Annotated in this window: 24 protein-coding genes; 14 read left to right on the top strand and 10 right to left on the bottom strand. The window is 62.3% G+C overall.

Features of this window, described 5'->3' with window-relative positions; genetic code table 11:
• Positions 1-132: 132 nt before the first annotated feature.
• Positions 133-1,119, top strand: a complete 987-nt coding sequence (locus tag HAH_RS07935) for a zinc metalloprotease (protein ID WP_014040454.1) — start codon at positions 133-135, stop codon at positions 1,117-1,119.
• A 28-nt stretch (positions 1,120-1,147) separates the two neighbouring features.
• Here the strand turns inward: HAH_RS07935 and HAH_RS07930 are convergent, their stop codons facing one another.
• Both HAH_RS07930 and HAH_RS19480 read right to left on the bottom strand, forming a co-directional pair.
• A complete protein-coding gene (locus tag HAH_RS07930; RefSeq protein WP_014040453.1) occupies positions 1,148-2,362 on the bottom strand; it encodes a glycosyltransferase family 2 protein in 1,215 nt (404 codons plus the stop codon).
• A gap of 595 nt (positions 2,363-2,957) precedes the next feature.
• Positions 2,958-3,137 (bottom strand): hypothetical protein, encoded by a 180-nt coding sequence (locus tag HAH_RS19480; RefSeq protein ID WP_144443754.1) that lies wholly within the window; start codon positions 3,135-3,137, stop codon positions 2,958-2,960.
• A gap of 119 nt (positions 3,138-3,256) precedes the next feature.
• Here HAH_RS19480 and HAH_RS07925 point away from each other — a divergent pair, with 119 nt between their 5' ends.
• The 3 genes from HAH_RS07925 (at position 3,257) to HAH_RS07915 (ending at position 5,620) form a co-directional block, all read left to right on the top strand.
• Entirely contained in the window at positions 3,257-3,457 is a 201-nt protein-coding gene (locus HAH_RS07925; RefSeq protein WP_004518094.1) for a hypothetical protein, read from the top strand.
• 72 nt (positions 3,458-3,529) lie between these two features.
• Positions 3,530-4,369 carry an inositol monophosphatase family protein gene (locus HAH_RS07920; protein ID WP_014040451.1) on the top strand — a complete coding sequence of 280 codons (840 nt, stop codon included), beginning with the start codon at positions 3,530-3,532 and terminating at the stop codon, positions 4,367-4,369.
• A 102-nt stretch (positions 4,370-4,471) separates the two neighbouring features.
• Positions 4,472-5,620 (top strand): DUF63 family protein, encoded by a 1,149-nt coding sequence (locus tag HAH_RS07915; protein WP_014040450.1) that lies wholly within the window; start codon positions 4,472-4,474, stop codon positions 5,618-5,620.
• Positions 5,621-5,662: 42 nt separating this feature from the next.
• Here HAH_RS07915 and HAH_RS07910 read toward each other — a convergent pair whose 3' ends face one another.
• From HAH_RS07910 to HAH_RS07900, 3 genes are all read right to left on the bottom strand, one after another.
• Entirely contained in the window at positions 5,663-7,372 is a 1,710-nt protein-coding gene (locus HAH_RS07910; protein ID WP_014040449.1) for a YcaO-like family protein, read from the bottom strand.
• A 31-nt stretch (positions 7,373-7,403) separates the two neighbouring features.
• A complete protein-coding gene (tbsP, locus tag HAH_RS07905; protein WP_008309020.1) occupies positions 7,404-8,222 on the bottom strand; it encodes a transcriptional regulator TbsP in 819 nt (272 codons plus the stop codon).
• Positions 8,223-8,593: 371 nt separating this feature from the next.
• Complete coding sequence (locus tag HAH_RS07900) at positions 8,594-10,681, bottom strand: hypothetical protein (RefSeq protein WP_014040447.1); 2,088 nt, start codon at positions 10,679-10,681, stop codon at positions 8,594-8,596.
• Positions 10,682-10,834: 153 nt separating this feature from the next.
• On the opposite strand from HAH_RS07900, the gene glyA reads away from it, so the two are divergent.
• The 4 genes from glyA (at position 10,835) to HAH_RS07880 (ending at position 14,208) form a co-directional block, all read left to right on the top strand.
• Complete coding sequence (glyA, locus tag HAH_RS07895; RefSeq protein WP_014040446.1) at positions 10,835-12,082, top strand: serine hydroxymethyltransferase; 1,248 nt, start codon at positions 10,835-10,837, stop codon at positions 12,080-12,082.
• A gap of 83 nt (positions 12,083-12,165) precedes the next feature.
• On the top strand, positions 12,166-12,756 hold the full coding sequence (locus HAH_RS07890; protein WP_023843272.1) for a hypothetical protein: 591 nt from the start codon (positions 12,166-12,168) through the stop codon (positions 12,754-12,756).
• Positions 12,757-12,831: 75 nt separating this feature from the next.
• A complete protein-coding gene (locus HAH_RS07885) occupies positions 12,832-13,725 on the top strand; it encodes a bifunctional methylenetetrahydrofolate dehydrogenase/methenyltetrahydrofolate cyclohydrolase (protein WP_014040444.1) in 894 nt (297 codons plus the stop codon).
• Positions 13,726-14,208: an NUDIX hydrolase gene (locus tag HAH_RS07880; RefSeq protein ID WP_014040443.1), complete on the top strand. Its 483-nt coding sequence runs from the start codon at positions 13,726-13,728 to the stop codon at positions 14,206-14,208. It begins immediately after the preceding gene.
• A gap of 3 nt (positions 14,209-14,211) precedes the next feature.
• On the opposite strand, the gene HAH_RS07875 is transcribed toward HAH_RS07880, so the two are convergent.
• Positions 14,212-14,931 carry a DUF7117 family protein gene (locus HAH_RS07875; RefSeq protein ID WP_004961169.1) on the bottom strand — a complete coding sequence of 240 codons (720 nt, stop codon included), beginning with the start codon at positions 14,929-14,931 and terminating at the stop codon, positions 14,212-14,214.
• Positions 14,932-14,990: 59 nt separating this feature from the next.
• Between HAH_RS07875 and HAH_RS19920 the strand changes: the two genes are divergently transcribed.
• Positions 14,991-15,137, top strand: a complete 147-nt coding sequence (locus HAH_RS19920; protein ID WP_004961170.1) for a hypothetical protein — start codon at positions 14,991-14,993, stop codon at positions 15,135-15,137.
• A 177-nt stretch (positions 15,138-15,314) separates the two neighbouring features.
• Here the strand turns inward: HAH_RS19920 and HAH_RS20460 are convergent, their stop codons facing one another.
• A complete protein-coding gene (locus tag HAH_RS20460; protein ID WP_175055157.1) occupies positions 15,315-15,656 on the bottom strand; it encodes an amphi-Trp domain-containing protein in 342 nt (113 codons plus the stop codon).
• Positions 15,657-15,865: 209 nt separating this feature from the next.
• Between HAH_RS20460 and HAH_RS07870 the strand changes: the two genes are divergently transcribed.
• The gene (locus HAH_RS07870; RefSeq protein ID WP_004518082.1) at positions 15,866-16,141 is read left to right on the top strand and encodes a PadR family transcriptional regulator; all 276 of its coding nucleotides are present in this window, start codon (positions 15,866-15,868) and stop codon (positions 16,139-16,141) included.
• 119 nt (positions 16,142-16,260) lie between these two features.
• On the opposite strand, the gene HAH_RS07865 is transcribed toward HAH_RS07870, so the two are convergent.
• Complete coding sequence (locus HAH_RS07865) at positions 16,261-18,315, bottom strand: sensor histidine kinase (protein WP_079891613.1); 2,055 nt, start codon at positions 18,313-18,315, stop codon at positions 16,261-16,263.
• Positions 18,316-18,765: 450 nt separating this feature from the next.
• Here HAH_RS07865 and HAH_RS07860 point away from each other — a divergent pair, with 450 nt between their 5' ends.
• Positions 18,766-20,049, top strand: a complete 1,284-nt coding sequence (locus HAH_RS07860; RefSeq protein ID WP_014040441.1) for an MgtC/SapB family protein — start codon at positions 18,766-18,768, stop codon at positions 20,047-20,049.
• Here the strand turns inward: HAH_RS07860 and HAH_RS07855 are convergent.
• Positions 20,046-20,372 carry a hypothetical protein gene (locus HAH_RS07855; protein WP_014040440.1) on the bottom strand — a complete coding sequence of 109 codons (327 nt, stop codon included), beginning with the start codon at positions 20,370-20,372 and terminating at the stop codon, positions 20,046-20,048. The genes HAH_RS07860 and HAH_RS07855 overlap by 4 nt on opposite strands.
• A 158-nt stretch (positions 20,373-20,530) precedes the next feature.
• Here HAH_RS07855 and HAH_RS07850 point away from each other — a divergent pair, with 158 nt between their 5' ends.
• The 3 genes from HAH_RS07850 to HAH_RS07840 all read left to right on the top strand — a co-directional run bounded on the left by HAH_RS07850 (position 20,531) and on the right by HAH_RS07840 (position 24,507).
• Positions 20,531-22,390 (top strand): HAMP domain-containing sensor histidine kinase, encoded by a 1,860-nt coding sequence (locus HAH_RS07850; RefSeq protein WP_014040439.1) that lies wholly within the window; start codon positions 20,531-20,533, stop codon positions 22,388-22,390.
• Positions 22,391-22,516: 126 nt separating this feature from the next.
• Positions 22,517-23,452, top strand: coding sequence for an HhH-GPD family protein (locus HAH_RS07845; protein ID WP_044952223.1), 936 nt, complete (start codon positions 22,517-22,519; stop codon positions 23,450-23,452).
• A gap of 47 nt (positions 23,453-23,499) precedes the next feature.
• A complete protein-coding gene (locus tag HAH_RS07840; RefSeq protein ID WP_014040437.1) occupies positions 23,500-24,507 on the top strand; it encodes a sodium:calcium antiporter in 1,008 nt (335 codons plus the stop codon).
• A 21-nt stretch (positions 24,508-24,528) separates the two neighbouring features.
• Here HAH_RS07840 and HAH_RS07835 read toward each other — a convergent pair whose 3' ends face one another.
• Positions 24,529-25,068 carry a GNAT family N-acetyltransferase gene (locus HAH_RS07835; protein WP_014040436.1) on the bottom strand — a complete coding sequence of 180 codons (540 nt, stop codon included), beginning with the start codon at positions 25,066-25,068 and terminating at the stop codon, positions 24,529-24,531.
• Positions 25,069-25,091: the final 23 nt, after the last annotated feature.

Raw genomic sequence — 25,091 nt, 5'->3', positions numbered from 1 at the left:
TGATATTTGGGGGATTATATACTTAACCGTCACTCAAAAATCCTTAGTCATGGATGGTCTGAGTTCACTAGAGATCGGAATTCGAGAACTCTGCTAAATGTAGCTATCGGAATCAGTATTAATATTAGCACTATGCTCACAGACATCTTAGTTGGCGCCCGCCGTCTCGCGAACAACTGGTTCTGTCGCCTGCCGACGGTTCGCGTCGGTGCCGTCGTCCTCGTGACGCTGCTTCTCGCCGGTGTCGTGTTTCCAGTCGCCGGGACGTCGCCGCAGGTGAACACTGCTAGCGGTGGCGGGGCCGATACTCCGGACGTACAGCAGGCTCAGGCCGATTCGAACGCCACTGATACAGACGGAGACGGGCTGGCGGATTCGCTAGAGCGCTCCGTTTACGGCACTGATCCGACGGACCCGGACACGGACGGCGACGGTTATCCGGACGGCATGGAAGTCCGCTGTGAGCAGGCTCTTCCGGATGCAGACCCGCTCCGAACGGACATCTACGTCGAAGTCGACTCTACACAGTCAACGACGCTCAGCGACCCGGTCCGGACATCTATTGTCGAGACGTTTGAGAATGCACCCGTTTCGAACCCCGACGGCTCCACCGGGATCGATATCCATCTCGTCACAGACGATACGAACCTCTCGGCCAACGGGACGGTACACTCGAAATCCCGTGCTGGTGCCGGGAACGACATCTATGACTTCCGGGCCAACCACTCCGAGCACCGTGCTGACGGCTACTACTACGTCCTGCTAACTGACGACGTCGCCTACAACGGGGACGACTACTTCGTCGGTGCGGGCCGACCTGAAATCGCGGCGATGGAGCGGTTCGATTCACCGAAGATCACCGCCTCGCTGTTCATGCACGAATTCGGGCACGCGATGGGGCTCGACGCCCATCAGGACGGTATCGACGAGGAGCGGTACTCCCAGACAGAGTACGACAGCGTGATGAACTACAACGGGCTGTACAGACAACTTTCCTATTCCAACGGCACCGACAGTGTAGGCCGAAACGAGTGGCAGTTCGTTGCCGAGAACCGAACACAGCCCGACATCGACTGCGTCGAGAACGGAACGTGCCCTAGCAGGTGTACCCAGAACTGACCAATTCCGCTAAAGCGACTGTCAACGGTTAGCTGCTGTCTGCTAGCATACTCATGAAGAACGACCCGAACACTGTCTGTAGCCCCAGCACTACGACTGTCGAGGCCAGAAGGGTCGCTGTAGCTGACGGTAACGCCGCCTCGCCGGCGAGCAGCCACTGTCCGAACACGCTCCCGAGGTACAGAATCCCGACTGCAGCCGCGAGAATGCCGATGGACGCGCCGTGCTCCAACTGGAACCGCTCCCGTATCATGCCGACAAGCACACCCTCGGGCTTGTTTATCGGGTTCGCGGCGATGGAACTGAACAGCGCGAGCGTCCAGACCTGATACCCGACGATTGCCAGCAACGACCCGCCGACCATCGTCTGTATGCCGAAGTTAACGCCACCGATCGACAGCCGAGCGATTGATAGCGACATCAACACTGCCCCGACCGACACTAGCAACAGAGCCGGATACGAGAACAGGTAGTCCGGCGCGTTCACGAGCATGAAGCGGACGTGTCGCCAGCCGTCACTGAAACTATCGAGCGTCTCCTCGCCTTCCCGCTCGTGGTAGATAATCGGGACCTCCTCTATGGTGAGGTCGTTCGCACCGGCTTCCATGATCATTTCGCTGGCGAACTCCATCCCGGTCGTCTCTAGCTCTAGCGTTTCGAGCGCGTCCTTGGTGAACACACGGAAGCCGCTGTGTGCATCGCTTACACCGGCTCCATAGAACGTGTTCAGGAACCGCGTCAACAGCGGGTTTCCGACGTATTTGTGGAGTGGCGGCATCGACCCGTCCCGGATCTCGCCCTCCAGTCGGCTCCCCATACAGATGTCCGCGTCGCCGTTCTGGACCGGTTCGAGGAGCTGGGGAATCATCTCGAAATCGTACGTCGTGTCAGCATCACCCATCGCAATGTACTCTCCCCGTGCCTTGTCGAACGCGTAGCGATACGCATAGCCATAGCCCGGTTCATCAGGTGTCACGACTGTCGCACCCCGCTCGCGAGCTAACTCCGGAGTCGCGTCGGTCGAACTGTCGCTCACGATGATCTCGGTCGGCACACGTAACTCCGAGATCGCTGTCTTGATCCGATCAATACATTCGACGATCCCTTTCTCCTCGTTGAGGGTGGGCATCACGACGCTCAAAACCGGCGTGACTTCGCTCTCCGGCGTGACGAGAAACTCGTCTACAGCCTTCGTGATCCCCTGTTGACCCGCTTGATTTGCCTGATTTGCTTGTATCGTCATTCCCGTACCTCGGCTATCGCTGGTGCGTCTGGTAGCATACACTCTCCACTCCCCTGAGCGGCTTCCGATGAACACGGCTAGTAGGCCCCATTTTATCTGAGTTCAATGCCGAATTTCTGATATGTACCGCACGGCTTCCACACAGAGTGTCATGTCAAAGCAGCATATAATAAAGCTGTCGGGTGGGATAATCCATCATTAATAACAATAGTTGTCATGAGAATCCCTCTCCTCCCCTGATTGTACACGATTTCTTCGACCCATGACCACAGTGTGGCGTGCCATCTATCAATAAAGCACATTATTCACGCACTAATGTACGTTGTGAAGCAGATATCTATCAGACTAGTAGACTGTGTCTCCCGCGGTTTCAGCGCCGGATATTTCAAGCAAGGTGATAAAACGGGAGCCGTCACTAGGAAGTCACGTCTGCGAATGTCGAACTACACCGGGAAACTACTACGAGAGGCACTGGGCAGTCGTCTCGGATAGTCTGTAATCGGGAAAATGCGTCAATTCGAGTAGCGTGTTCCGGGTACAGCCACCTGATTCCATGTACCGGTCGGTGGCTTTGGCGTCATGGTTGCTGAGCGTCTCACACTGGGCGACGAAGCCGACTCCGTATCTCGCCACCAACAGCGTGTATCCGCGGCAGTCGCTCCTCCGATGCACTGATCAGCGTTGCGACGCTCAGCCCAAGGACGTAGACGACTCCCAAAAGCATGATAACCGAGATGTCCTTGCTGAACCGAAGTGCCCCACGTATCGATGCCATATACGTACATACCTGGACTGAGTATAAGCCGTTGGGGTCTGATTATTAATATTTGTAATTGGGCGGCCGCTGTTGTCCAGAGCCGTAGATTTAAGCCGCCCTATGTGCTAAACAATAACATGGCCACAGATCAGTCCGAGGGGGCGAGCCTGCATGTGCCACCGCTGGAGAATACAGCGTTTTTCTCCATTGAGGACGACGACGGCTACGTCCGTATTGAACAGTCACTGGGGAACCAGGTCCTGTACACGCCCAATGAGGCGCGGGACATCGCCGAAGCCATTCTCGACGCTGTTGACGAGGCTGTCGAAGAAGAGTAACCCATCGCCAGCCGTCGGCCCTGTTTTGCTGGAAGGCGAGATGGTTTGAACAAGGGAGGTCCAGCATCAGATATGACAGATGCAAGCCACCGGGCGGCGGTTGCCGAGCGAGCGGCCCGCGCTGGCGGTGTCGTTGCCCGCGAGCAGTTCCGGGGCGACCTCAGTGTCGAGTCGAAGGCCAACAAGAACGACCTCGTTACGGAGACGGACCGCGACGCCCAGCGGCAGGTCGTCGCCACGATTCGAGCAGAGTTCCCTGACGACCGATTTCTCTGTGAGGAAGACCTTTCGACGCGGGCCGGGCCCGAGGCTGACCGCGAGCCTGAAGCGGTCGATAGCGTCCCCGACAGTGGTTCCCTGTGGGTCATCGACCCGATCGACGGGACGGCGAACTATGTCCGTGGGATGCGCTTGTGGGGGACGGCCGTCAGCGCAGTTGTCGACGGTGAGCCGGTCGCATCAGTGACCTATCTGCCCTCGTACGGTGACCTCTACGCCGCCGGCCCGGAGAGCGGTACGCGAGACGGGACCGAACTGTCGGTAAGTGGTCGAACCGACCCGGAGACGTTCGCCGTGGCTCCTGTCGGCTGGTGGGATCGCGACGACAGGGACGAGTTCGGTCGGCTGTGTAGCGCTGTCGGCGACCGCTTCGGCGACATTCGGCGTCTGGGTTCGTTCCAGGCCACGCTGGCACACGTTGCCGACGGGGCGCTCGAAGGGCTCGTTTGCACGCGCCCGATGGCCCCCTGGGACACGCTCGCTGGCGTCCATATGGTCAGACGGGCTGGCGGCACGGTCACTGACCTCGATGGCGAGCCCTGGACCCACGACAGCGATTCCGTCGTCGCCTCCAACGGCGAGGCACACGAGGCCTTCGTGGCGGCCGGCAACGAGGCACTCGCTGAGGATTGAACACAGTTTCGCCATCAAATCCCGCCGCGTCTGGCTCGCGGAAGTCCGCTCCACGCACACGGGACCGGAACGCTAAAACCGCCTGCCACCGGTCACTCGGCCATGGAAACGTTCGAGCGAGCCGTCGATGAGTACGGGCCCGGCCAGCTCTGGGTGGGCTCTTTCGCTGCCGTCCTCCTCGTCGCGGTCGGAGCCGTTATGGCCGCTCCACAGGCCGTCTGGGATCGGTTCCTCTGGCAGTACTTCTGGGGGCCAGTGTACGCGGACGCCAAGGCGGCCAGCTGTGCCGAGATGACTGCATCCGGGCCACAACCGCTGTACGATGGCTGTAGGGCGGCTATTCAGGAGGGACGGCTCATCGCCGAGCCGGGATACACTATCGTCTCCGAGATCGGCTACATGTTGATTCTGGTGTATATGCTCGTCGGCGTCTACTTCCTCCTCGAGCGACTGGACATCGCCGAGGACCCGAAGCTCTACTTCGCGTTCGTGCCGTTCATGTTGCTCGGCGGCGCGTTGCGGACTGTCGAGGACGCGACCGACCGCGCGGTGGATGCCGGCGTCTCACCCATCGTCGAGTATCCGCTGAGTTCACTCATCATCAGTCCCGTTATTTACGGCACGGTGTTCCTACTGACGCTGCTCGTCCTCGTCGTCTGCGTGGACCTCGAACAGCGCGGCATCGTCGACAGCTACTACCGGACGACTGGCGCTGTTGGTAGCATTTTCGTCGCCGTGACGCTACTCTATCTTACGTTTGTCGCGCTCACACGCGAGTACGCGACGCTGTACCCGTCAGTCCTCATCACGACTGTCGCACTGGCATCGGCGCTGTCGTACGGTCTGTACCGCCTGTTCGAGTCCTATCGACCGGCGCTGAACGACGGAACCGGCTATATCGGCTTGCTGGTCATCTGGGGCCACGCCATCGACGGCGTCGCGAACGTCCTGCTGGCTGACTGGCTTGACGCGCTCAACGTCCCGCTGACGTACTACCCGAAACACCCGGCCAACGCATTCATCATTGAAGCCACCGAATCTCTCCAGTCAGCCGGTCTGACTGCTGCTATCGGCACGTCGTGGCCGTTCCTGATTGTCAAGCTCGCTGTCGCCTCGCTGGTCGTCTCGCTGTTCAATCAGGAGTTCATCGACGACAGCCCGCGGTACGCGCTGCTGTTGCTCATCGCCGTTACCGCGGTCGGCCTCGGGCCGGGCACGCGGGACATGCTGCGGGCGACGTTCGGCATCTGAATACGGACTGTCCGGTATCTGACTCTCGCTCGTCGGCTGTTGCTACGGGAACGGATGATGCTCCCTGTCGAGTCGCGGCTCGAAGCCCAGATCGGCCGGCACGGCTTCGGCCCGCTCGCCGAAGAACGAACCACCGAAGAACAGCGGCTGTGCCGACGGGCAGACGACACGGACCGCCTCGAATCCGAGCTGTTCGAGGTCGCGCGTCGTCAGCCGCGCTCCGTAGGGCGTGAGTCCCGCGTCAGCTGCCCGGTCACACAACGTCTCTAGCTCCGCCTCGCCGGAGAGGTCTGCGTCCGGGCCGAGCGAGTCCAGCGGGACCGCCGTCTCGGTGGCCGTCAGGTCGGCCCCCTCGCCGGGTGATTCGGCGTAGCGCCCGATTGCACCCTGTGCGTCCATGGCCGCCTCGGGACCCATGCTGTCGAGTTCCATCCAGTTCTGGAGCGCCTCTTCCAGCGCACCGACGGCGGCCGTACCCGGGTCCAGATCCGCATCGGTGCCGAGTGCGAAGCGAGGCCACTCGTCCTGTTCCAGTGCGACGGTGATGACCGGCACGTCCACGTCCTGTGTCAGTAACAGCGCCGTCACCTCGAGCCCCTCGGACGCCGCGCGACGCCGGAGCGTGTCGTACCGCTCGTGGTCGTCGACGGCAACTCGAAGCGGCTCGAACGTCGAGTACCACGACAGCATCGCGGCGTCGCGCTCGATGACCTCGTAGAGCCCGGTCAGCAGCGCCTCGGTGACGGTGTTTCCGAGCCCGAGCCCGGTCGTCGTTGCCGGTCTAACCACGTTCGATGGCGGCGGATAGTGGACGGTCTCGGCGGGAAGCGACCGCCGTTCGTCGGTCAGCAGATTTTCGGCCGGGACCCAGGGAAGCGCCGTCGAGTCGTCCCATTCGGCCTCGTCCCTGACGAACGCGTCGGGTGCGACGGCATCCGGAACATCGACGACCGTCCCGTGCCGCAGATTCCTTTCTCGGTAGACCCCGGCCGCGTACCGCTCGTAGTTCTCGCCCAGCGCTTTCATGAACGCCGTGTCCCAGTCGATGGCAACACCGGCGGCCTTGGCGGCGGCCGATACGTCGCTGAAACCGGCAGTCTCGGCGAGCGTCGACAGGTAGTACGGGGCGGGGAACGACTCGACTTCGCCGACCTCCGTGGCGATACCGACCCGGTCGTCGAGGCCCAGTTCCGCCCGCGAGAGCGCCTCGCTGTCCGGGGCCGTTCGGCGACCGTCGCCGAGGGTACGGCTCGGCGTCTCACTGCAGTCACAGCCCGGGACGGGGAGGAACCGGCGCTGCGTATGTGGGAGTTCCGTAACTGTCCCGAAGAGGGCAGTGTCGCCGTCGAGAAACTGGGTTACCAGTCGGCCCGCCAGCGCTCCCGTGAATCGTTGCGTGGCCGCCGCCGGGGCTTCTGTGATCTCCTCGGTCTCGTCGACCGTCGCCTCGACCCGAGTCCGCAGACAGTCGAAACAGCCCGTCTCGGGTCCGAAGCCGCTGATCGCGGCGTCAGTCACCGGGACGCCGCCAACGCCGCCCAGTTCGACGGCGACCCACGGGACGTCATCGCCTTTCGCTCGGTCGTTCCACGCCGCAAACGTCTCTGACCCGACGGTATCGACGACGACGGCGAGTTCGCCACTGCTGTCCGCCGGTGTCGACGGCTGTGCTACTGTAATGTCGATATCAGCGAGAAACGCAGTGAGTGCGTCGACGGCCGGTCCACGCCCGACGACTTCGACAGTTTGCATGCCGAACCCCTCGCGGTGGAGCGGGAAAAACCTACGCGGCGAGGATCGACTGAGCCACGGAGGCCAGCTCGTCCGGCTCGGCGTCTTTGAGCCGGTCGTCACCGAGCATCAGGCGGAGCCGCGGTCGACCCACGTCGATCGGGACCTTTTCCGTGTCGATGAGGTTCATGTCTTCGAGCTTCGTCTTCGTCCGCGAGAACGTCGCCTTGCTCGCCAGTCCGACGTCTTCGCCCCATTTGCTGATGTCGTACAGCAGTTCGCCGTTCCGTGCGGCCACGAGCAGGCTGATGGTGACCTCGTCGAGACCGTCGCCGTCGCCACGAGCCGTCGACAGAGAGCTGAGAACGTCGTTGAAGTCCGACGCGGTTTCCGGGCCGATGTCGGCTTCCAGCGTGCTCTGGACGCGGTTGAGCGGCGGCGTCCGGAGCGAGTACTCGTCGGCGTCTTCCCAGGTCGAGCCGTAGTAGTCGTAGGCGTTGTCGACGAACGCCGCGTCGTCGGTCCCGAGACCGCCGACCGTGTCGCTGATGGTGACGAGTGCGTACACCGTATCGACAGTTACCGCGACCGAGTGGTTCGGCACGTCGTCGAGCAGTCGCATCGTGAGCCGCTCCTCGTCGATGAGGTCGGCCGCGGTGCTCGCAACGAGGAAGTCGTCCATGACGTCTTTCAGTGCGCGCTCGTCGGCGAGCAGCCGAACTTCGGGAGCGCCCGAATCCGCGTCCAGTGTCGATACAAGCTCAGAGATGGTCCGCCGCGACGGGTTCACGACGTACACCGGCTCGTCAGTTGCCCCAAACACCGTGGTCAACATAGACCCGACGTCGTCTTGCAGGAGATTTTCAGTCATTGTCCCTTGCCAGTATATAGTGTATTATTATATTTAATTTTACCGGCCATACTGTGTTGATTTCGCCAACAATCCGACAACACCCACCGATGAGAGGCGATAAAATATTGGTCAACTGTCCTAAGCAGAAGCCGTTCGTCTCACGGACTGAACCATCTGTTCTGCTCGTCGTCGTCACGCGAATTCGCTCGAATCAGTGGTTACTGTCACTGTCTCCTACCCGCCGGAAGCCACGACTGGAGCACAGTATCAAATCTGTACCTGAGTGCGTACGGAGAGTGTCGCATCAATACGGCTCCTCGGGTGGCCGGTTCGAAAATAGATGACGGCCGTCTCGGCTTCCGTCACGGAGTCTGACAGCTTCGCGCTCGTCAGAAGTCCGTCCGGAGACGCGCAGCGAGGTCGTCGGACCAGTGAAACTCCCCGTCGAAGATGACGGGCAGTGAGGTCTGGCCCAGCGCGTCGGCCAACTCCGTAGCGCCGAGCGAGTGGCTCGTCTGTTCGCCGTTCAGCGCGGCGCTGTCGTCGAACGGCAGGCGGTAGCTCTCACCGGGCCGTTCCGGGGACACGACCGTACACTGGACGTCGAATCCCGTTTCCCCTTTGGAGACCCAGACGACCGCGGGGTGTGCGGGATTGGGAACGATAGAGTAGGTCCCGTCGCCGACGACCGCGTAGTCCTTGCACATCATTATCCGTCGGCGAGCGAGTTCCAGCGCTCGCTGAATGCTGAATCCGTTACTGAGCAGGCGCGCGAAGGCGGTCCCGACCAGGGCGGCGTGTTTGTCCAGCACGTCGGTGAGTGTCACCGCACCGGCGACCGCGCCCTGTTTGACGAGGTCAAGCCCTTCGTCATAGGAGCCACAGGCGTTCAGGAAGAACGTCTGCGTTCGGGCTTCCGACAGCGACGACAGCGCCAGATTGCCGTCGGGACAGCGCAGTCCCTCCTCGTCGCAGTGGCCGATGAAGTGGACGAAATCGGCCGGCTGTTCGAACACGTCGGCCAGTTCGTTGACCGACAGCAGTTCGCTGACCTGGACGTCCATCGGCAGGTCCGCGGCCCGGTATATCTCTGTGACTTCCGTGTGTTCGCCGGCCATCTCCTCGTCGTTGAGGACGACCGCGACCCGTTGGCTGTCGGCATCCCGGTTCTGACTCCGGTAGCGGTTCACGTACGCCTCCGCCGGCGTTTTACAGGCGTCTATCGGGTTCCCCGGAGCGAGCCACGAGTGCAGTTGGCCCTCGCGTAGGTTCGGCTCGATGACCGGTGGGCGCTCGGCCGAACCGCGGCTCAGATACGAATCCGACAGCGTCCTGTCGAGAAGCTCATCCTGGTCGAGCCGGGAGCTGTCCGGCAGGTAGATGAGACTGAGTCGGTCGAGCAGGAACGGCAGGCATCGGACCCGTTCCGGTTCGGGTGAGACGTACGTCGAGAGTGGCCACTCCGGCAGAATCGAGTTCACGGCCTCGTCGGAGACATCGATGTACCGCTCGAGCCGTCCAGCCGGCGACAGCGACCGAACTGTGTCCGGGTCGAGCGAGAGCGCGGACGTGATACGAGCGCCACTCTCGGCTGGATCGACGCGTCTGACCAGACAGTCGAGGTAGAACACCTTCCGGAGCAGCGCCGCGACGCCGGCCTGTAGCGACGGCCACGCGTCGAAAGAGCGGTGTACCGACGTGCCGTCGGCCGTCAACAGTGCTGCATCCCGTGACTCGACTACCACTTCGGCCCCGAGATAGTACGCCAGCGGGGCGCTGACGAGCAGTTCCGCCTCGCACTCCGGAACACGGAGCGTGATGCCAGTCTCCGGACGGTTCTGCCGAACCGGTTCGGGAATACGGGTCGTCTCGCCGGTCGTGACTATCGGCGGATGGCCGCGGAGTTCCGGATGTGAGCGGGACGGCTGCATCGTATGATGGGCCCCACTCAGATGGGTAATCGCCGTTGCGAGTCCGGCAGGTGTCGCGGGGACCTGCAGATGCGGCCGCTCCGCGCTCGTCTCCCAGACGAACCCGACGGTAATACTCGTCGGCTCTTGGAAACCGAGGACAGAGGTAATGCCGGCCGAGTGGAGCGACGCCGGCCCGTCGAAGCGGACGTGGATCCGAATGTCGTCAACGACGCCCAACGGCGACCCTCGGTCGCTATCCGCAGCACGGGCCTCCATCGTCAGCAGGTACTCCCCCTCCTCTAGGGTCGTCGGTGAATCAACTGCTCCAGTATTCGTGTCAGTAGCGACTCGGGTTACCGTGGCATCCACCGCCGGCAGTGCTAACTCGGTGACGGACCCGCTGTAGCAGTCGTCGACACGATGTGGTAACTGTTCGCCGTCCGTAACTTCTCGATCGTGTAACTGGCGCACCAGTGCGCTCGGGTCGACCGTTTCTCCATCCCACTCCGGCGTGTTACTGCTGTTCCGGTCCACCCGCTCGCCTGCCACCCCCCAGGTGACCATGCATAGACATGTGGAACGTCATCTGATATATACGTACGGGTGTCAGGATGTCGTCTCCCCAACTGTACCCGCGGCACCGGACAATGTGTGATAACATAGCACATACGTGGCCCAAAGGGTAGATTATTGTCGTATCGGTCCTGACTCGGATACATGAGCTACGAAACCGTACGGGAAGCGGACCCGGCAGTCGCAGACGCCCTGGAGGGCGAACGAGGCCGGCAGAACGACACGCTGGCGATGATCGCCAGTGAGAACCACGTCAGCGAGGCTGTGATGGAGGCACAGAGCTCCGAACTGACGAACAAGTACGCCGAGGGCTACCCCGGTGAGCGCTACTACGGCGGCTGCGAGTACGCCGACGACGTCGAGGAACTGGCAATCGACCGCGCGAAGGAACTGTGGGGCGCGGACCACGTCAACGTCCAGCCACACTCCGGCTCGCAGGCCAACATGGGCGTCTACCTCGGCGTGCTCGAACCCGGCGACAAGATCCTCTCGCTGGACCTGACGCACGGCGGCCACCTCTCGCACGGTCACCCGGCGAACTTCGCCGGGCAGGTCTACGAGGTCGAACAGTACAAAGTCGACGAGGAGACCGGCTACATCGACTACGAGGGACTGCACGACCACGCCGAGGAGTTCGAGCCGGACATCATCGTCTCGGGCTACTCCGCGTACCCGCGCGAAGTCGACTTCGAGCGCATTCAGGAAGCCGCCGACGCAGTTGATGCTTACCACCTCGCGGATATTGCCCACATCACCGGCCTCGTCGCCGCCGGCGTCCACGAGTCGCCGGTCGGCGTCGCCGACTTCGTCACCGGCTCGACGCACAAGACCATCCGCGCCGGCCGCGGTGGCATCATCATGTGCGACGAGGAGTACGCCGACGACATCGACAGCGCGGTGTTCCCCGGCTCTCAGGGCGGCCCGCTGATGCACAACGTCGCCGGCAAGGCCGTCGGCTTCGGCGAGGCGCTGGCCCCCGAGTTCGAGCAATACGCCCAGCAGACCGTCGACAACGCGGTCGCCCTCGGTGACCGACTCAAGGAACACGGCCTGGACTTGGTCTCCGGCGGCACGGACAACCATCTCGTGCTCATCGACCTCCGTCCGTCCCATCCCGACACCACCGGCAAGGAAGTCGAGGAAGCGCTCGAAGAGGCCGGCATCGTCCTCAACGCCAACACCGTCCCCGGCGAGACTCGTTCGGCGTTCAACCCCTCGGGCATCCGCGCCGGTACGCCCGGACTCACCACCCGCGGTTTCGACGAGGACGCCTGCCGCGAGGTCGCCGATCTCATCTACGAAGTCGTCGACGCTCCACACGACGACGATGTCGTGGCGAAAGTCAGCGACCGCGTGGACGAACTGACCGACGAGTACACGCTGTACGAGTAGCGACAGGCCAGCCCTGTAGCGCGGATTCCGCTGTCCGCCCACTGGCATCTCCCTTTTTGACATCTCTCCCCGACACATCCGGTATGCCCCGCACAACCCGACGCCGGACGCTCTATGCTCTGGGTACCTCCCTGTCGGTGTTCGCTGGCTGTACGCAGTTCGAGGTCGAATCGGGGGCGGAAACCGGGCAAAGCGACGGCGGCGCGAGCGAGCCGACAGCGACGGCCACGGCGGCAGAGACAGACGCCGCTACTGCGACAGACCAGGAGTCGACTGCTGGACAGACCGAAACAGCCACAGAACTCGACCTGCGGGAGGCCAACGTCGTCGGGGTCGAACTCACGGACGAGAGCGGCGGCGACTACCGCTTCGACGTAACACTCTATCACGACGACGACGGCGAGGACGGCTACGCGAACTGGTGGCAGGTCGAGACGCTGGCTGGCGACCGACTTGGCCGCCGGGACCTCCGGCACGCCCACTCGACGGACCCGTTCACCCGCTCGGAGACGCTCCCGGTTCCCGACGAGGTGGCCTGCGTCGTGGTCCGCGGCCACGACCAGACTCACGGCTACGGCGGCCAGGCGATGACCGTAACTGTCCCGGACGGCGAGACGCGGGCCGTCGAGCAGGGAGCGGAGCGCCAGTCAGTCAGCGAATCGGACTGTCCCTGAGCGAGAGCGCGCCTGCCTGTCGCGGCCGGCCGAAATCCGGGACGTTCATACCGCCCCGCGCCGCCGTTGTACCCAATGACAGAGATTATCGACGGCGACGCCGTCGCACAGTCGATTCGGGATGACCTGGTCGCGTCCATCGACCACCTCGCCGACGCGGGCGAGCGCCCGTCGCTGGCGACGGTCCTGATGTCCGAGGACCCGGCCAGCGAGACCTACGTCTCGATGAAACAGAACGACTGCGAGGAGGTCGGTATCGAGGCAATCGACATCGACATCGACCCCGACGCGGACGCTGCCGAACTGTACGACACTATCGAGGACCTCAACGCCGACGACGACGTCAACGGCATCCTGGTCCAGATGCCGGTCCCCGACCACGTCGAGGACAGGTCGGTCCTGCGAGCCATCGACCCGATGAAAGACGTCGACGGCTTCCATCCGGAGAACGTCGGCCGACTCGTCGCCGGTGACGCCCGCTACAAGCCCTGCACACCCCACGGCATCCAGAAGCTCATCGAGAGCGTGGGTGTGGACACAGAAGGCAAAGACGCCGTCGTCGTCGGCCGGTCGGACATCGTCGGCAAACCGATGGCGAACCTGCTCATCCAGAAGGCACCGGGCGGCAACGCGACGACGACGGTGTGTCACTCCCGCACCGAGAACCTCGCCGAACGGACGCGCAACGCCGACATCCTCGTCGCCGCGGCTGGCGTCCCGGAGATGATCGACGGCGAGATGATCGGAGAGGGCGCGACGGTCATCGACGTGGGCATCAACCGCGTCGACGCTGACACCGAGAAGGGCTACGAACTCGTCGGCGACGTGGAGTACGAGAGCGCAAAGGAGGTCGCTGGCGCAATCACGCCGGTCCCCGGCGGCGTCGGTCCGATGACTCGCGCGATGTTGCTGTACAATACGGTCAAAGCGACGGGCCTGCAACACGACATCGACGTCGACCTGCCCTGAATGCCGTCGCTTGCGGATTTTGCGGACCGCGACGTGCACACCCGCCGAGTAACCAGAGAGACTGACACGGCGGGCGTAGACGGCGTCCGCGCCCGTGCTGACCGCGGCCTTCGCTGGGCGGTCGGCGCGCTCGTCACCGACCCGGCGGACCGCCTGCTGTTCGTCTACGAGGACGACATCTGGAAGCTCCCGGGCGGCGGCGTCGAAACCGGCGAGACGCGTCAGGAGGCAGTGTGCCGCGAGGTCCGCGAGGAGACTGGTGTGCGTATCGCTGTCGACGAACTGGCTGCCGTCACCGAGGTCACAGTAACCGACGGCGACCGCGAGGCGACGTTCTTCTTCGGAACCTATCGCGGGACGGCAGATGCAACGGCGCTCGCGTCGGACCCCGGCCTCGACGGCGAATCGATAGAGACCGTCACGTGGCGGGACTCGGTTCCCGAAAACTGTCTGGACGAGTCGCTTGTACGGCGACTCCGGTGACGGTTACACCGTGTCGTCCTCGATTCCGGTGAGCCAGTTTTCAGCTCTGACGAAGGCGCTCTCGTCGCCGGTGATGTACGACCCCAGGTCCCGCGCTGCATGGACGAGGCGGTTCGCGTCCGCGGGGTCGACATCGCCGTCCAGCGCCTCGACCCGCTTTCGATGGTCGCGAATCCGACCGGAGAGCTGTCGTGCGGTCGGTTCCGAATTGGCGTCCAGATACGTCCGCACGTCGCGCTGATAGCTGTCGACAGCGGCCGCCATCGCCAGCCCGTACGGCACGCGAAGGGCCGACGGGACCTCGTCGACGGCCGGACGGTCGCCGTCATCAGCCCCGCCGAGCAGTTCATAAAAGTACCGCTCTGCCGGGTCGCCGCTGCGTAACTCCCGGGCGAGGTGTGCGCCGACGTGCTGGAGTTCGACCGCGGCGACGAACGTCGGGTCGAGCGGGCGGAGCTCGCCCGCGTCGATGAACCCCCGCTTGCGCGTGTACTCCCGGCAGCGCTCCGCTGCCGCGTCGGCGACTTCTCGGGTCGTATCCGCATCGATTCGGCTCCGCACCGGCGTCAGGTCGAGCGTGGCCGGTGCGTCGGTGTGTTCGGTGTGCTCGTCGATGCCGACACTGTGGATGCTGCCACAGTCCGGACAGGCAATGCTTCCCGTCTCGTAGTACCGCCACCGCGTGCCACAGTCCTGACACTCGCGCTCCCCGCGGACTTTCATACCTGATGCTGAGAGGGCAGCCCTCAAGATTGTTCCGTGAGGGCTGTCTACACCAACGTATGCGCTCGGAAGACGAGATCCGTGAGCAGTACGAGTTCCTTGCTGAACAGTTAGACGACGAGGAGATGGACCACGAGCGGGTCCGAATGATGTTTACCCACTACAAGCGGGCACTTGGATGGGTACTTGAGGAAGAACACATCTAGGTTAGTTACAGCTTACATTCGATTCTAATTCGATAACTAACATCTGCTGGACGGGGCCGGTACTTTTAAGTTATTCTGCCCCATTCGACCAAGTGACGCTTCGCTTGGAGGGCCGAAGCGTCAGCGGGGACCAATTCAGGGCGGCAAGCGGTCGCGTTTTTCGCGACCGCTTTCCACTTACTTCGCTGCTAACGACCAGATACGAGCGATTGCTGTACATCCGAAAAGGAACCGCTGGACGATACGACGTACTCGATAGACCACTCTGTGTCTGTCGCGTTCTCGGGCCACTCCGGTTCGACTCCGATACTGAGTTACCGTCGCCCACTCCGGACTCGCGCGCTCGGCGTTCACCTCGAACTCCGCCTGTGATGGCGGCGCGACGTGGCCCCGACCCCTCCCTGCGCTGAGCGTGATCTCAGATCTATCTCCCGGAGAGTCGACCACCGTTCTGAGATATGCTGCGACGGCGCTGTGGTCGAGTCCTTGCTCGCTTTCGAGCAGGACTGTTTCTACCAACCTCTCAGTGCCCTCCAGTGACAAATAATACTGTCGCCATCAGTTTCCGAAGAATGATGATATACTGACTGTATTTACCATTTGAACAAAACGATGACTGAGGGCCTAAATACAGAAAATTCGATACTCTGGACTACCGAAACAACATCAAGTTCTCTGGGCCGATATATTTAACAGTATAGATACTAAATCATTACATAGGAAAACCGATGCACGACTTGACAGGATTCCAGCGTGACCTTCTCTACGTGATCGCTGGCAGGGAAGAGCCCCACGGCTTAGCTATCAAGGAGGAGCTCGAAGCGTACTACGAGAAGGAGATCCATCACGGTCGTCTGTACCCGAACCTCGACACTCTGGTCGACAAGGGACTGGTCGAGAAGGGCCAGCGCGACCGCCGGACCAACTTCTATACGCTTACGCGCCGCGGGCGTCGTGAGATCGACGCCCGCCGCGAATGGGAAGACCAGTACGTCGACCTGTAAGAGTGTCGCACCGCCCCTTGTGCTGAGGCCGTCGTATCGTCGGTAGCGGTGGGTCCGTCTTCAGTGACGGGAGCGGGTAACGCTACGATGACAGCATTCGTCGCTGGAGTCGTTCAGCGTCATGTGGTGTCGGGTTGGTTCACCATAGGTGACTCGTGGCACTCGATCACGAACCTGGCTCCGCCGCTCTCGCCCTCAGTGGCTGATATGTCCCACCCGTGGGCCTGCACGATGTCTTTAACGATAGCGAGGCCGAATCCTGTCCCCTCCGCGTTTGTGGTATATCCTTGTTCGAACACTGCGTCACGTTCTTCGCTGGGGATACCTGCCCCGGTGTCTTCAACGTAGAACCCGACCGCGTCGGGTAAGGACCCGGCTTTGACGGTCAGGTCAGCCGACTCGTTGTGCTCGACGCTGTTTCGGAACAGGTTTTCGAACATATTCCGGAGCCGATTACGGTCGCCATCGATCTGGAGCGTCGTTTCGACGACGAGGGTCGCCCCGCCAGTCTCGACGCTCTGCCAGGCATCGTATGCGATCAGTTCGAGGTCTACCTCGTCGGTCTCAGTCACCGTTTCTCCTGAGCGAGCCAACGTGAGCGAGTCGTCGATGATCGACTCCATGCGCTCGAGTTGCTCCTGAATCGTCCCGATCGACGCGTCGTGGCTAGCGACATCGCTCTCAAGTAGGCTAAGTCGTCCACTCGCGACGTTCAGTGGGTTCCGGAGGTCGTGCGCAACGATGCTCGCAAACTGGTCGAGCCGTTCGTTCTGCCGTTCCAGTTTCCGCTTTCGCTGTAGTTGCTCGGTCACGTCCCGGGAGTTGAGGACGATCCCCTCGACGAACGGGTCGGCGAGCAGATTTGTTGCGTGCGCTTCGATGAAACGCCAGTTACCCGCTGCGTCGCGGAACCGCACGACGTACGTGCCGGAGTAGCCGTAATCGTCGACGTATCTGGCCAGGTCCTCAACAACACCCTGTCTATCGTCGGGATGGATGTATTCGACGACGTTCTCACCGACCAGCTCGGGGGGTTCGTATCCAAGTATCTTTTCGACCGGTTGGCTGACGTACGTGAACTCCCCGCCTTCGTCCAGTACAGTTACCATATCCGAAGACCGCTCGATGAGTCGCTGGAACCGCTCTTCGGCGATACGGCGCTCAGTCACGTCACGGTAGATGAGCAGTTTTCCGATCACCGAGCCAGTTTGGTCGGTAAGCGTTGAACGGTTTATATCGAAGTAATGGGGCCCACTGTCGGACTCAATGACGACATCGGCGTCGGCACTGTCGTCGCCGTCTGGTAGCGAGTCGTAGGACGGCATGACCTCCGTCGCAGACCGGCCCAGCGCCGTCCCTTCATTGTCGAGGAGGGCTGCGCCAGTCTCGTTTACGTCGACAAGCCGCTCGTCTTTATCGACGACGAAGACGGGGTCGGCCATTTCTTCGACGAGCGTGTGCCTCGCGACGGGCATCAGGTCAAGGAGGTCAAAGCGAAAGAGCGCGATCGCGAAGACAATCCCGGTAAAAGTGAATGCGAACGCCGTCTGGTCTGCGGATCCCATCGGACCGCTGCCGAAGACGAACACCACGCTCGCAATCAGCGGAATAATGCCGCCAAGCAACATCAACGTCGCCTGTGTTCGGTACCGACCGCTCCGCCTGAGTCCGAAGAGCGCGACGATGACGTACGTCGTCCCTATCAGACTATACTGGTACAGGAGATTGAGCCAGAAGATGGGGCCGTTCTCGCGCTCTGGATTCGCGAGCGGCGGTCCCTGCACGAACCCGTCGAGGGTCCACATCAGGTCGTGTGACTGTGCGGTCACGACAAACCCCAAAATGACGACCGGCGGAGCGAGCAGTAGCGCCCAGCGTCGGCGAGTGAGAACCGATTCCCGGCCGCTGTATGTCAGCCCGAACCAGAACTGCGTTGGCCCGAGTCCGAGCAACCCGAGGTATTTGACAAGGAGACCGGCCCGGTACGTCGACATAGACGTGCTTGCTGCCAGTATGCCGTTACCGAGCGAATAAACCGCTACGCAGACCATTATCGCGGCGAGCGGGACCGCTCCGCGGACTCCCCTCCGGCGGATCGCAATGCCAGCAATTCCCAGATTTATACCGAAAGCGATGAGGAGAATCCACGTCGGTATGCCTGGCGCTAATCCCACACAAAAGAGTTGATTTAGGGCTTGTTTATAACTTCCTTCTATTATCAATGTTGAATAAGTATGTCTGTGAGTACATACATTATGCCTGAATATACCGTCTTATCCATGGATAACGGAAGACAGTAGACAGCAATCAGGTAGTCGATGTTTGATTGAGTGATACTCGTGGGAATACAAATACCGGAAACTGAGGGCGGAGGTGTGTCTGTGCTAAGAGCGATGATGTAATATTTCACGCATACAGCCTCGATTATCGGCAGAATACACTGTCTGTTTCATGCCAGTATGTAGCTCTCAAGCCAGAGACAACTTCCGAGAGATGTAATAGGCTGTCATAGCGGAGAGAGGAGTGAATCAGTCGCCGCATCTCGGACATTTCAGACTAGACATCAGGTAAACGGGTGCGGAACGAATGTATGACATCACCAACTGTTAACTCACAACTCACGTATGGGCGCTATGTCGACCCTCCTGCAACTATCCCCGGAGCCGATTCAGGCGACCGTGTTTCGAATCCTGCTTGCGGGGGCGCTCGGGATGTTTCTGGGCCTCGAGCGGGAGTGGTCACAGAAGTCAGCCGGTGTGCGGACGTTTGCACTGATTAGCCTGCTCGCTGCGGTGTTCACGCTGGTCGAGAGCCAGGCACTGCTCGTCGTGGGAGGCGTGCTGGTCATCGTGCAAGGGATTTTGCTCGCAGTGCAGGGGCTCCTCGGCGATGCGGAAGCCGATGGGCTGTCACTGACCACATCCGTGTCGATGCTCGTCGCCTACGGCGTCGGGGCGCTGGTCGCACAGGGGTTCATCCTCGAAGGCGTCTCAGTCGCCGTCTTCTCGTCGCTGCTGCTGGTGCTCAAGCGGGAGCTCCACTCCCTGGCGTGGGGGCTCTCCCGCGAGGAACTGCGCTCGGCGACGGAGTTCGCCATCCTCGCTTTCGTCATCTACCCCTTGCTCCCATCAGAACCGGTCGAGATACCTGGGGGACTGCTGGACATCGCCGTGGAGTTGCGGGTCATCTGGCTGATGGTGGTGTTCGTCGCCGGCATCGGCATCGTCAACTACGCTATCGTCCAGACCTACGGCGGCCGTGGCATCGCCGTCACCGGCTTTTTCGGCGGCCTGGCGTCGTCGACGGCGGTGGTCGGCACGATGCTTGACCACGTCCGACAGCAGCCGGACGCGACCTCGTACGCGGTAGCTGCGATTCTGCTCGCCGACGCGGCGATGGCGCTCCGGAACCTCCTCATTACCGTGTTCTTCACCATCGAACGGGGCGTCCTGGTCGAGGCGATCCTCCCGCTGGGAGCCGTCATCGTCGGCAGTGTCGCCGTCGCCGCGTACACCGCCGACTGGTCAGAAACAGTCGAGATGGGGCTTGAAAGCCCGTTCTCGCTACGGAACGCGCTGGCGTTTGGCGGTGTGTTCCTGTTAGTCGTCGTCGGCGGCGGGTTCGCGGAAACGCAGTTCGGGACGGCGGGGCTCTACATCACGTCGGCACTCAGCGGCCTGGTTTCCAGTGCTGGGGCGACGACCTCGGCCGTGTTGCTGTACCGCGGCGGCGCTATCGACGGGCCGACGGCGATGTTCGCCATTCTGACCGCGACGGCTGCCAGCATCATGGTCAAAGCTGCACTGACTGCCCCAGGACCGAACCGCGCTTTCGCCACGCGCGTCGCGTTCTGGAGTTCGGTGGTCCTGGGTGTCGCAACGGTGCTGGCGCTCGGACTCTTCGTTTAAAACTGGTAGCGCCGGTCGTCCTTGTCCTGTTGCTGTGGGAAGTCGTTCCCGGTCATCTGATCGAAGGTCATCCCCGAGAGATACTCGTCGTACGTGCAGTCGTAGCTCGACCGGAGGTGGAAATCCAGCGTCCCGCGGTCGACGGTCGACTGGAACAGCATGTGAACTGCGCGCCTGACGAGTTCGTCCGGGTCATCCGGGTCGAGTGCGACAGACAGCATCGCGAGTTCGTTGCGCGTCTCGCGGTCGATAGATAGCTCGAAGTCGTCGTCGAAGTCACCGTACGCCGCTTCGATATCCTCCTGTAGGTCGTCGAGGCTCATACGAAGGGGGACGGTGAGCGCGAGGAAACCCCTTACGACTCGTCCGGGACCGCTCCCTCGAAACACGGATGTCTACGATTATAACATATGATAAATTATATCATGGACTGAACATAACGGTTGGTAGCGGTCAACTACCGAAGGATTCAGATTAGATAATGACAGGTGGTGGGGACGAGACAGCAGCGTCCAGCCAGCCCGACGGGCTGCTAGAGCGGCTTCACGCAGTCCTCCCGGACGTGTACACGCGTAACTACGTGGCGAAGTTCGCTGTCGCGCTGGCGGTAATCGTCGTCGTACTCGCAGCCGTCGGCTTCGGCAGCTACCTGCAGATACAGGACCGGGTCGTCAGCGACGCGGTGACGGACCTCGAAACGTCGGCCACGCATCGCGCCGACAGTATCGGGCAGTGGCGGACGACCACCGAGACGGAGGCCATCGCTATCGCAGCCGCAGGGGTGTACGGCACTGGGACGCCCGCAGATATCAGACAGTACCTTACGACAGCAGCCACGGCAGAGTCGTCACAGATTCGTTCGCTTCACTACGTCTCCACCGTCGACAACTCTCAGATAGTCGTCGCGAGCACCGGAACGAACACAGAAGGCCGGCCACCGCGGGCGGTCGAACCCGCGTGGGAGTCCCCTGTGATGGCGACGATGAACGGCTCCACCGACACTGGCACAGTGATCCACTCGACAGCATACGCGGACGGTGACAACCATTCGATGGCGTTCGTGACTCCCGTCTCCGATGGAGCACTAGTGCTGGTTGCCCGGGTCCCGGTCGAGCAGTTTCAGGACGGGCGCGACGGGTTCGAGACGCAACTGCTCACTGGGGACGGAGACCCGCTTATCAGCGACCAGGGTGGTTCCGTGCCCATCAGTCAGGACGGTCTCCGGGCCGCAACAGCGGGCCGAACGACGACTATCGAAACGGGGTCCCATGTCGCGACGTACACGCCCGTCAACGGTACATCGTGGGTGGTCACGACGAGTGCGACGCAAGAGACACTGTACGGAACGAGTCGGCTCGTCCGCTGGGGCTTCCTCGCTGTCATCGGGACGGCAGTCGCCTCGCTGGGCATCGCGGGATATCTTTTCGGACGGCATACGGTTCGGCCCCTGAGACAGCTCCGTAACCGGACGCAGGCCATGGAACAGGGTGACCTCGGCGTTGACATCTCGACAGCCCGGCAGGACGAGATCGGGAGGCTGTACGACGCCTTCGGAAATATGCGGGACACGCTCCGGCGTCAGATCCGCCAGGCCCAGGCGGCTCGTGAGGAGGCCGAGCGGTCGAGCCACGAACTCGAACGCCAGAACGAGCGGCTGGACGAGTTCGCGTCGACGCTGAGCCACGACCTTCGAAACCCGCTCACGGTCGCCCGGGGGCACGTCGAACTGCTTGCGACGCGGCTGTCGGACCCGGAGACGGACTCGGACGACCTCCAGACCCACATCGAGAAACTCGAAGACGCACACGACCGTATCGAGTCCATAATCGACGACGTGTTGACGCTGACGAGAAAGGGCGCAAGCGTCGAGGAGACGGCCCCGGTTCCGCTGGAGGCCGTCGTCACTGACGCGTGGGACAACATCGACAACAAAAACGCCAGCATCGAGGTCGCGGGCAGTCGAACCATCGACGCCGACCGGACGCGGCTCTTGCGAGCCCTCGAGAACCTGTTTCGCAACGCCCTCGACCACGTCGGCCCGAAGGTGACCGTCACGGTCGGGCTGACGGAACACGGCTTCTACGTTGCCGACGACGGGCCGGGGATTCCGAGCGAAGCGGTCGACAACATCTTCGAGTACGGTCACACGACGAGCGCGGACGGTACCGGGCTCGGCCTCTCTATCGTCAAGACCATCGCGGAGGCCCACGGTTGGCGGCTGTACATCGATACGACCTACCCCGACGGCGCGATGTTCGTGTTCGCGGACGTGTTCAGCGAGGACGAGCCGGACTGGTACGGGACCGAGTTCGAGTGGGGACGGTCCGAAGTCGACGACTGATACTGTTGGCTGTAACTACTGTAAGATATCCGCCATCTCAGGGCGGCGATTCTTTCCAGACGTACAGCCGACGGGATGGGCGGCAACGACCGCCACGCACAAATCGGGACAGGGCTAAACGGGGGTATGACCGACCAGTCGACAGCGACGGACCGTCATGGGGCCGTGCCCGCGGACCCGTCGGCTGTCCAGGACGCGCTCGTGGAGTGGTACGAGGCGGACCACCGCTCGTACCCGTGGCGGGAGACGACTGACCCCTACGAGATTCTCGTTTCCGAAGTGATGAGCCAGCAGACCCAACTGGACCGGGTCGTCGACGCCTGGGAGGACTTTCTGGACCGCTGGCCGACTGCGGCGGCCCTGGCCGAGGCCGACCGTTCGGATGTCGTGGGCTTCTGGACCAGTCACTCGCTGGGCTACAACAATCGTGCGAAGTACCTCCACGAGGCGGCCGGCCAAGTGGTCGACGACTACGACGGCGAGTGGCCCCGCGACCCGGACGGCCTCAGCGACCTGATGGGTGTCGGTCCCTACACCGCCAACGCCGTCGCCTCCTTCGCGTTCAACAACGGGAACGCCGTCGTCGATACGAACGTCAAGCGTGTCCTGTACCGCGCCTTCGACGTGCCGGACGACGATTCAGAGTTTGAAGCGGCCGCAAGCAAACTCATGCCCGGGGGCCAGTCGCGAGTCTGGAACAACGCCATCATGGAACTGGGCGGGGTTGCCTGCGAAAAGACGCCGGATTGTGACGGCGCACAGTGCCCGTGGCGTGAGTGGTGTTCGGCCTACGAAACGGGCGATTTCACCGCGCCGGACGTCCCGACCCAGCCCGAGTTCGAGGGGAGCCGTCGACAGATGCGCGGCCGCGTCATCTCGGCGCTCAAGGAGTACGACGAGCTACAACTGGACCAGTTGGGGCCGCGTGTGCGCGTGGACTACGCGCCCGAGGGGGAGTACGGCCGCGAATGGCTCCGAGGGCTTCTGGAGGATTTGGCCGACGACGGGCTAGTCGATGTCGAGAACAGCGACGGCGAGGCGGTCGCGCGCCTCCAGCGCTGACCGCCAGTGGCATACACCCTTGAACCCGTGCGGTCAATACGTCCACAATGGCTGGCTTGCTGGGTTCGGTCGCTCTCATCGTCGTCGCAACCGCTGTCATCTGGAAAGGGAGCGCGTACTTCGAGCGGGCCGCAGAACGGCTGAGCAAGTACTACGGGTTACCGGTGGCGGTTCACGGCGCAATCGTCGTCGCCGTCGGGTCGAGCTTTCCCGAGATAAGTTCGGTCGTTATCAGCACCGTCGTCCACGACGAGTTCTCGCTGGGCGTCGGTGCAATCGTCGGGAGCGCGATATTCAATCTGCTCGTGATTCCGGCCCTCGCGGCGCTGTCGAGCGAAGAACTCCGGTCGACGCGTGACATCGTCCACAAAGACGCCCAGTTCTACGTCATCAGCGTCCTCATCCTGTTCATCGTGTTCGCGCTCGGGGCGACGTACGTTCCGGGCGGGACCAATCGGGCGGCTATCCTGACCCCGACGCTCGTCGCCGTTCCGCTCATGGCCTACGGTATCTACGTCTTCTTGCACCAGCAGGACGCCAGCGAGCACGTCGCAGACGAAACCCACAGCGTCCGTCCGGGACGGGAGTGGGGAATGCTGGGGGTCGGACTCGTCGTCATCACGGTCGGCGTCGAGGGGATGGTTCAGGGCGCGCTCGCCCTCGGTGTCATCTTCGACACGCCGACGTTCCTCTGGGGGTTGACCGTCATCGCCGCCGGGACGAGCCTCCCTGATGCCTTCGTCAGCGTCCGGGCCGCGAAAAACGACGACAGCGTCACGAGTCTGACGAACGTTCTGGGAAGCAATACGTTCAATCTGCTGGTGGCGATTCCCGTCGGCGTCCTCCTTGCAGGGCGGGCGACAATCGACTTTCTCGTGGCGATTCCGACGATGGGGTTTCTGGGGTTCGTGACGCTGGTGTTCATCGTGTTCATCCGGACGGACCTCGAACTCTCTGACCGCGAAGCGTACACGTTGCTTGGTCTGTACGTGGTGTTCGTCTGCTGGATGGCCCTCGAATCGGTCGGGCTCATCGAGACGGTCAGTGGTATCTGAGACGGATCGCGTTTGCTGACGCTACTCGTCGCCTTCTTCGGGCGACAGCTCGCGGGAATACACGGCCTCGTCGTAGGGATCGCCGCCGATCGTGAGTGTCCGAGTCTTGGTCCGCTCGAAGCCGAGGTTCTCGAAGAACTCCCGGCTCCGGTCGTTCGAGGCCAGGTCGAGCGCCCGGAACTGCTCAACGCCGTGTTCCAGAAAGATGTCTTCGAGCCGGTCGTACAGCGCCGTCCCGACACCCTCCCCGTGGTAGTCCGGGTGGACGTACAGCCGCAGCATCGTCCCCATCGTATGCATGGTGATGCCCTGGGTGAAGCCGATGATTTCGCCGTCCTGTTCGGCAACCAGTAACGTCGCCTCGATGTCGTCGAGGTCGTTGGCGGGGACGCCGCCGGCCCACCCGTGGAGCGCGCTGCCCAGCGGGTCGGCGTACCAGTCGGATATCGTCTCGTCGATGACGTCGGAGTCCAGCGAGTCGTAGGCGTCGTGCCACGCCGCCCGTGCGACCCGGCGGATGCCGTCGGCGTCGGCGTCGAAGGCTCGGCGGATGGTCGTCATGCGTGTCCCGACGACGGACAGAC

Origin of the sequence: Haloarcula hispanica ATCC 33960, assembly GCF_000223905.1 — an archaeon.
Lineage (GTDB): Archaea > Halobacteriota > Halobacteria > Halobacteriales > Haloarculaceae > Haloarcula > Haloarcula hispanica.
The sequence above is the reverse complement of the archived record's forward strand: the minus strand, read 5'-3'. Positions and strand labels throughout refer to the sequence as shown.